The organism is Amycolatopsis sp. NPDC104587, from assembly GCF_055583645.1.
Genome location: NZ_JBVJNO010000019.1, coordinates 40,859 through 47,938 on the forward strand (window position 1 = coordinate 40,859; position 7,080 = coordinate 47,938).

At 72.9% G+C, this 7,080-nt stretch carries 4 protein-coding genes and 1 pseudogene; all 5 read left to right on the forward strand.

All coding sequences use genetic code 11. The annotated features are described in order from the left end of the window. Positions 1 to 70: 70 nt before the first annotated feature. Positions 71 to 229 (forward strand): annotated as a pseudogene (locus ACZ61C_RS41855) (glucarate dehydratase); the annotation flags it as partial. Between the two features lie 4 nt (positions 230 to 233). Further along, positions 234 to 1,370: a hypothetical protein gene (locus tag ACZ61C_RS41860; RefSeq protein ID WP_465313506.1), complete on the forward strand. Its 1,137-nt coding sequence runs from the start codon at positions 234 to 236 to the stop codon at positions 1,368 to 1,370. A 15-nt stretch (positions 1,371 to 1,385) separates the two neighbouring features. Beyond that, the gene (locus tag ACZ61C_RS41865) at positions 1,386 to 2,840 is read left to right on the forward strand and encodes an aldehyde dehydrogenase (NADP(+)) (RefSeq protein WP_465313507.1); all 1,455 of its coding nucleotides are present in this window, start codon (positions 1,386 to 1,388) and stop codon (positions 2,838 to 2,840) included. A 218-nt stretch (positions 2,841 to 3,058) separates the two neighbouring features. Then, the gene (locus tag ACZ61C_RS41870) at positions 3,059 to 5,425 is read left to right on the forward strand and encodes a polysaccharide lyase 8 family protein (protein WP_465313658.1); all 2,367 of its coding nucleotides are present in this window, start codon (positions 3,059 to 3,061) and stop codon (positions 5,423 to 5,425) included. A 73-nt stretch (positions 5,426 to 5,498) separates the two neighbouring features. Continuing rightward, on the forward strand, positions 5,499 to 6,956 hold the full coding sequence (locus ACZ61C_RS41875) for a flavin-containing monooxygenase (protein ID WP_465313508.1): 1,458 nt from the start codon (positions 5,499 to 5,501) through the stop codon (positions 6,954 to 6,956). Positions 6,957 to 7,080: the final 124 nt, after the last annotated feature.

Below are 7,080 nucleotides of genomic sequence, written 5' to 3' on the forward strand. Positions count from 1 at the left end.
CACCCACCCCCCCCGCCACCCCCCCCCCCCCCCCCCCCCCCCCCCCCCCCCCCCCCCCCCCCCCCCCCCCCCGGTGCCGGCGGCCCCGGGGCTCGGGGTCACGGTCGACGAGGACGCGCTGGCCCGCCTGCATGAGAACTACGTCCGATGTGGACTGACCAAACGGGACGACGTGACCTACATGCGCAAGTACGTACCCGGCTTCGAGCCGAACACGGCGAGGTGGTGACCCGGTGAAGGTGACGGGATACGCCTACCCCTGGGACGTCCTGGAGGCCGGGTTCGCCGCGCGGGCCCGCGACCTCGGTGTCGACGAAGTGGCCGTCGCGCTGTCGTACCACAGCGCCCGCGCCGCGACGCCGTGGTCGGCTTCGCAGACGGCCGTCGTCGCGAGGCACGCGGCGTTCTACCGGCCGGTGCGCGCGGAAGCCTGGGAAGGCAAACGTTTGCGGCCGTCCACGCCGGACTGGGTAGCTGCCCAGGACAGCGGTTCCGACGCCGTCCGGCTGCTCAACGAAGCCGGGATCCCGGCGGCCGCGTGGATCGTCCTGACGCACAACTCACAGCTCGGCTACGAGCACCCGGTCGTCACGGTGCGGAACTGCTTCGGCGAGAGCTACCCCTGGGCGCTCTGTCCGTCGCAGCCCGCGGTGCGCGAGTACGCCGCGACGCTGACCGCGGAAGCTGTCGCCGGGCTGGAGCTGTCGTCGGTGATCCTCGAGGCGTGCGGGCCGCTCGGCGCGGTGCACCAGCACCAGCACGAGAAAACCGACGGCGTCTGGGCGCCCGCGGTGGCCCGGCTGCTGTCGATCTGCTGCTGTGACGCCTGCGCCGCTTCGTGGGACCTCGACGCGGACACCGTGCGGGCCCAGCTGGTCGAGGAGGTCCGGCGGCTGGTGGCGACCGGCGACCTCGGTGTCACGGCCGATCGGTTGCCGCCATCGTTGACTCAGCACCTTCTGTTCACAAGACAGAAGGCCACCGACGCGCTGCGGGCCGCCGTGCTGGCGACGCTGCCGGCGGGCACCCGGGTCGTGCTGCACGGCGCGCTCGACCCCTGGGTCACCGGCGCGCTGCCCGGGCTGACGCCGTCCGCCGCGGACGACGCCGACGCGGTCGTATTGTTCGGCTGGGCGCCCGCGACGGGTGCCGAAGCCGTCGCGGCGGCCCGGGAGGCCCTGCCCGAGCGGGTCGCGATCGGCAGCTACATCACCGCGGTCGCCGCCGCGCCGGTGCCGGACATCGCCGGGTACGTGGGCGAGCTGGCCAAGGCGGGCGCCGCGGAGCTGCACCTGTACCACCTCGGCCTGGCCGGTCCGGGTCGCTGGGGCGACCTGGGCACGGCCACCGCCACCGCCCACGAAAACTGAGGAGCTGTACCCCCTATGAGCCAGGCCACCGACGCCGCCACGCTCGAGAAGATCCTGGCGGGAGCCGCCGAAGCGGCCCGTCCCGCCGCCGAAGCGACCCCGGCCGAGCGCGCGGGCTGGCTGACGGCCGTCGCCGACGCCCTCGACGCCGCCGCGGACGAGCTCGTCCCGCTGGCCCACGCCGAGACCCACCTGCCGGCGTCCCCGCGGCTGTCCGGCGAGCTGAAGCGCACGACGTTCCAGCTGCGGCTGTTCGCCGAGGTGCTCACCGACGGCGAGTACCTCGGCGCCACCGTCGACCACGCCGACGCGCAGTGGCCGATGGGCCCGCGCCCGGACATCCGCCGGGTGAAAACCGCGATCGGCCCGGTGCTGGTGTTCGCCGCCAGCAACTTCCCGTTCGCGTTCAGCGTCGCCGGCGGGGACACGGCGTCCGCGCTCGCCGCGGGCTGCCCGGTCGTCCTCAAAGCCCACCCCGGTCACCCGGAGCTCTCCGCGCAGACCGGCTCGATCGTGCGGGAGGCGCTGATCAAGGCGGGCGCCCCGGCCGCGCTGTTCACCGTCATCTTCGGCCAGGAAGAAGGCGTCACCGCGCTGAAGGACCCGCGGATCGCGGCGGCGTCGTTCACCGGCTCGATCCCCGGCGGGCGCGCGCTGTTCGACATCGCGAACGCGCGGCCGCGGCCCATCCCGTTCTACGGCGAGCTCGGCAGTGTCAACCCGGTCGTGGTCACCGAGGCTGCGATCGCCGCGCGCGGGGAAGCCGTCGCGAAGGGGTACGCCGGGTCGTTCACGCTGGGCGCCGGCCAGTTCTGCACCAAGCCGGGCCTGCTGTTCCTGCCCGAGGACCACGGCCTGACCGACACGCTGAAGGAGGCGCTCGACGGCGCCGCGGCCCAGCCGATGCTCAACGACCGCATCGCCGGCGGGTACGCCGCGCAGCTGGAGAAGCTGCGGAAGGTGCCCGGTGTCGAGGTGGTGTCCGCGTCACCGTCGGAGGCCCCGGCGTTCACCCCGACGCTGCTGGCCACCTCCGGCAAGCAGTTCCTCGAAGGCGGCGAGGCCGTGCACGAGGAGTGCTTCGGCCCGGCGTCGCTGATCGTCACCTACGCCGACCAGGCCGAGCTGCTGCGCCTGCTCGACGTCGTCGAGCCCGGGCTCACCGCCACGATCCACGGCGAGGAGTCCGACGCGGACTGGATCCGGCCGGTGCTGCCGGCGCTGACCCGCGTCGCCGGCCGGCTGCTGTGGAACGACTGGCCCACCGGTGTGACGGTGAGCTGGGCCCAGGAACACGGCGGCCCGTACCCGGCCACGACCGCCCCGACCACGACGTCCGTCGGCACCGCCGCGATCGAGCGGTTCCTGCGGCCGGTCGCCTGGCAGGGCTTCCCCGACGCGCTGCTGCCCGAACCCCTGCAGGAGGCCAACCCCTGGCAGCTGCCCCGCCGCACCGACGGCTCCCGCTGAACCGCTGACGCCGCGGGGGCGCCCCCCGGTTTCCACTTTACCGCCCGGCACCGACAGTTTCCGGTGCCGCTGAACCGAAACCCCTGACCGGCACCCCCGATCCCGCGGGGGCGCCCCCCGTTTCCAGCCTATCGCCCGGCACCGACAGTTTTCGGCGCCGACAACTGAATCCGCCGCCGCACAACCGAATCCCGTTCCCCTGACTGGGAGGCATGACCATGCCCGTGAACCGGAGAAACGCCCTGCGCGGCGGCGCCCTGGCAGCCGCTTCCACCGTGTTCCTCACCCGTCCCGCGTTCGCTTCGGCGGCCCCCTTCGCGGCGCCCACCGCGAACGGGGCGCCCGCCGCGACCGCGCCGATCGTCGCCGCGTACCGGCAGCTGCAGGCCGGCATCAACCGGCCGTCGCCGGAACGCACCGCGGCACTGGCCAACCTCGGCCGCGTCGCGAAGGCCTACAACGCGAGCCTGTCCGTCGCCGGCGGTGGCGCTCCACTGTGGACGGACCTGCCGCTCGGTCCCGGCAGCGACTACACGACGTCGATGTACGCGCGGCTGCGCGCCATCGCCGTCGACTGGGGCACCCCGGGCGGCGCGCTGTCCGGTGACCCGGCCGTGCTCGACCGGATCAAGGCCGCGCTGGAGCTGATCCACCAAAGCCAGTACAACCCGAACGTCGGCGAGATCGGCAACTGGTACACCTACGAAATCGGCGTGCCGTACTACGTGCTGCACACGCTTTCGGTGGTCGCCGACCAGCTGACCGCCGACGAGCTGGCCCGCTACGTCAGCCCGATCAAGCGGTTCGTCGGCAACCCGAACGTCCGCGCGAACAACACGTCACTCGTCGAGACCGGCGCCAACCGCGCCGACAAGGGCCTGATCTCGATCGTCGCCGGCGCGCTGATCGGCGACACGGCGTGGATCAGGACCGGCATCGACGCGCTGACCGACGTTGCGGGCGGAGGCGCGGCCAGCGTCGTCGCGAAGCTCGACCGCGCGGCCGGCGACGGCTTCCACGTCGACGGCTCCTTCATCCAGCACGACACCATCCCGTACCCCGGGCACTACGGGATCGTGCTGCTCACCGCGCTCGCCGGGGCCATCCACGTCACGCAGGGCACCGAGTTCGCGCTGCCGCAGCCGTTGAAGGACAAGATCTACGCACTGGTGGCGGACAGCTTCGCGCCGTTCGTCTACGCGGGCGCGCTCCTGGAGCCGGTGCGCGGACGGATGCTGTCCCGCCAGGGCGAGACCGCGCACGACATCGGCCACCAGCTCACGGTCGCCACGCTGGTGCTGGCCCGCACGGCTTCGGGCAAGACGAAGACCGACCTCAACGCGCTCGCGGCGAAGTGGATCACCGAGGGCACGTACGCGCCGTTCCTCAAGATCCCGGACCCCGAGCGGTTCGCGCCCGGTCCGGACCTGGTCGCCACCCCGGGCATCGAGTTCGCGCAGGACATGCTGGCCTCGCACACGCGCCCGGCCCGCACCACGGCGACGCACCGGATCTTCGGCCAGCAGGACCGCCTCGTCCACACCACCGAGGACTGGACGGCGTCGCTCGGGGTCAGCTCGACGCGGATTTCGCGCTACGAGTCCATCAACGGCCAGAACCTCAAGGGCTATCACGTCGGCGACGGCGTGCTCTACACGTTCGTGCCGGGCGCGAAGGGCCACTACACCGACGCGTACTGGCCGACGGTCGACCCGCTGCTGCTGCCGGGCACCACCGAGAACGACGGCCCGACGGACCCGGCGTTCGGCAACGTCCCGGTCGGCCCGAACACCCACACGGGTGGCGTTCGCTGGGACGACAAGCACGGCGCGTACGCGTTCGACTTCAAGTCCTGGGACGGCTCGCTCGTCGCGAAGAAGTCGTGGTTCTTCACCCCGGACGGGATCGTCTGCCTCGGCGCCGGGATCACGTCCACCTCGGACCACGCGGTGCGCACCACGATCGAGAACCGCAACCTCGGCGAAGGCGGCAAGGGCGCGCTGACGGCGGACTTCCGCCGGGTGGCCACCGATCTCGGCAAGCCGAGCACCCTGCGCCGGCCGCGGTGGGTGCACCTGGAGAACGTCGGCGGCTACGTGCTCCTCGACGACGGTGAGGTGACCGCCCTGCGCGAGGACCGCACCGGCGCGTGGCGCGACATCGACACCGGCGCCAACACCAAGGGCACCACCACACCGAACACCCGCCGGTACCAGAAGCTGGTGCTGCAGCACGGCGTGAAGCCGGCGAACGCGAAGTACGCGTACGCGGTGCTGCCGGGGGCGTCGGTCCTCGGCACGGTCGGCGCGTCGTGGGCGTGGCAGGTGCGGGCCAACACCGCGACGGTCCAGGCCGTCCAGACCGGCGACACCCTGCTGGCGAACTTCTTCGCGGCCGGTTCGCTCGGCGATGTGCGGGTCTCCGGGCCCGCGTCGGTCGCGATCGGGCGGTGCGGCTGGGGCCGGCAGCTCGCCGTGTCGGACCCGACGCAGACGCAGGACAGCGTGACGGTGACGGTCCGCGGCAAGTCCGTCGTGGTGCCGCTGAAGGGCAGCTTCGGCGCGACGAAGGTCTTCCCGCTGTAGTGATGAACCTTCTCGCCGGACCGGTGCCCCGACCCGGTCCGGCGGGGTCCCCACCTCGGTTACGCTGGCGGGCATGACCAGCGCCGAGCACGTGGACGTCCTCATCGTGGGCGCCGGCCTGTCCGGCGTCGGCGCGGCCTGCCGGTTGCGGGGCCGGACCTACACCATCCTCGAGGCGCGCGACACGATCGGCGGCACCTGGGACCTGTTCCGCTATCCGGGCATCCGGTCCGATTCGGACATGTTCACCCTCGGCTACCCGTTCCGGCCGTGGAAGGACGCGAAGGCGATCGCCGACGGCCCGTCGATCCTCGCCTACGTCCGAGAGACGGCCGCCGCGTACGGCGTCGAGGAGCACATCCGGTTCGGCCACCGGGTCGTGCGGGCTTCGTGGTCGTCTTCGGACGCGCTTTGGACGGTCTCGACGGCGCACGGAGCCACGTTCACGTGCCGGTTCCTGTACCTGTGCAGTGGTTACTACTCGTACGAGAGCGGCCACGTCGTCGATTTCCCGGGCCGGGCGGAGTTCGCCGGCGAGATCGTGCACCCGCAGCACTGGCCCGCTTGGCTGGACTACGCGGGCAAGCAGGTCGTGGTGATCGGCAGCGGCGCGACGGCGGTGACGCTGGTCCCGGCGATGGCCGGGCAGGCCGCGCGGGTGACGATGCTGCAGCGGTCGCCGTCCTACATCGTGGCGCGGCCGGGGAGTGACGCGCTCGCCGACCGGATCCGCGCGCTGCTGCCGGAGAAGCTCGCACACCGGGTGGTGCGCGGCAAGAACGTCGTGCTGGGCACGTTCTTCTTCCAGCTGCTGCGCCGGCTGCCGGACCGGGCGGCGCAGGTGCTGCGCAAGCGCGTGGCGGCGCAGCTGCCGGCGTCCATCCCGGTCGACCCGCACTTCGTGCCCGACTACGACCCGTGGGACCAGCGGCTGTGCCTGGTGCCGGACGCGGACCTGTTCCGGGCGCTGCGCTCGGGCAAAGCCGACATCGTGACCGACCGGGTGGCGCGGTTCACGGCGTCGGGAGTCGAGCTGGAGTCGGGGCGGACGCTGCCCGCGGACGTCATCGTGACGGCGACCGGGCTGAAGCTGGTGGCGTTCGGCGGGATAGCGCTGAGCGTCGACGGCCGCGAGATCGAGCCGGGAGAGCAGCGGGCGTACAAGGGCATGATGTTCGGCGGCATCCCGAACCTGGCCTGGTGCGTCGGGTACACGAACAACTCGTGGACGCTGCGCGCGGACCTGACGTCGCAGTACGTCTGCCGCCTGCTGGAGCACCTGGACCGGCGCGGGTTCGCCTACTGCGTCCCGGACCCGGTCTCGGCGGGGTCGGCGGGCCGGCCCCGCCCGATCGTGGACCTGCAGTCGGGCTACATCAAGCGCGCGGAGGCAGGCCTCCCGAAGCAGGGCGGCCGGCGGCCGTGGATGATGCGGCAGAACTACCTGCTCGACCTCGCGGACATGCGCCTCAACCGCCTCGACGACGGGGTGATGCGGTTCGGCCGCGCGCCGGTCGAAGCGGCTCGGTGATCGGCCGGGGCCGCCCGCTGACCACGCAAAACGGCCGGGGGGGGGGGGGGGGGGGGGGGGGGGGGGGGGGGGGGGGGGGGCGGGGAGGGGGGGGGGGGGGGGGTGGGGGGGGGGGGGTGTGTTG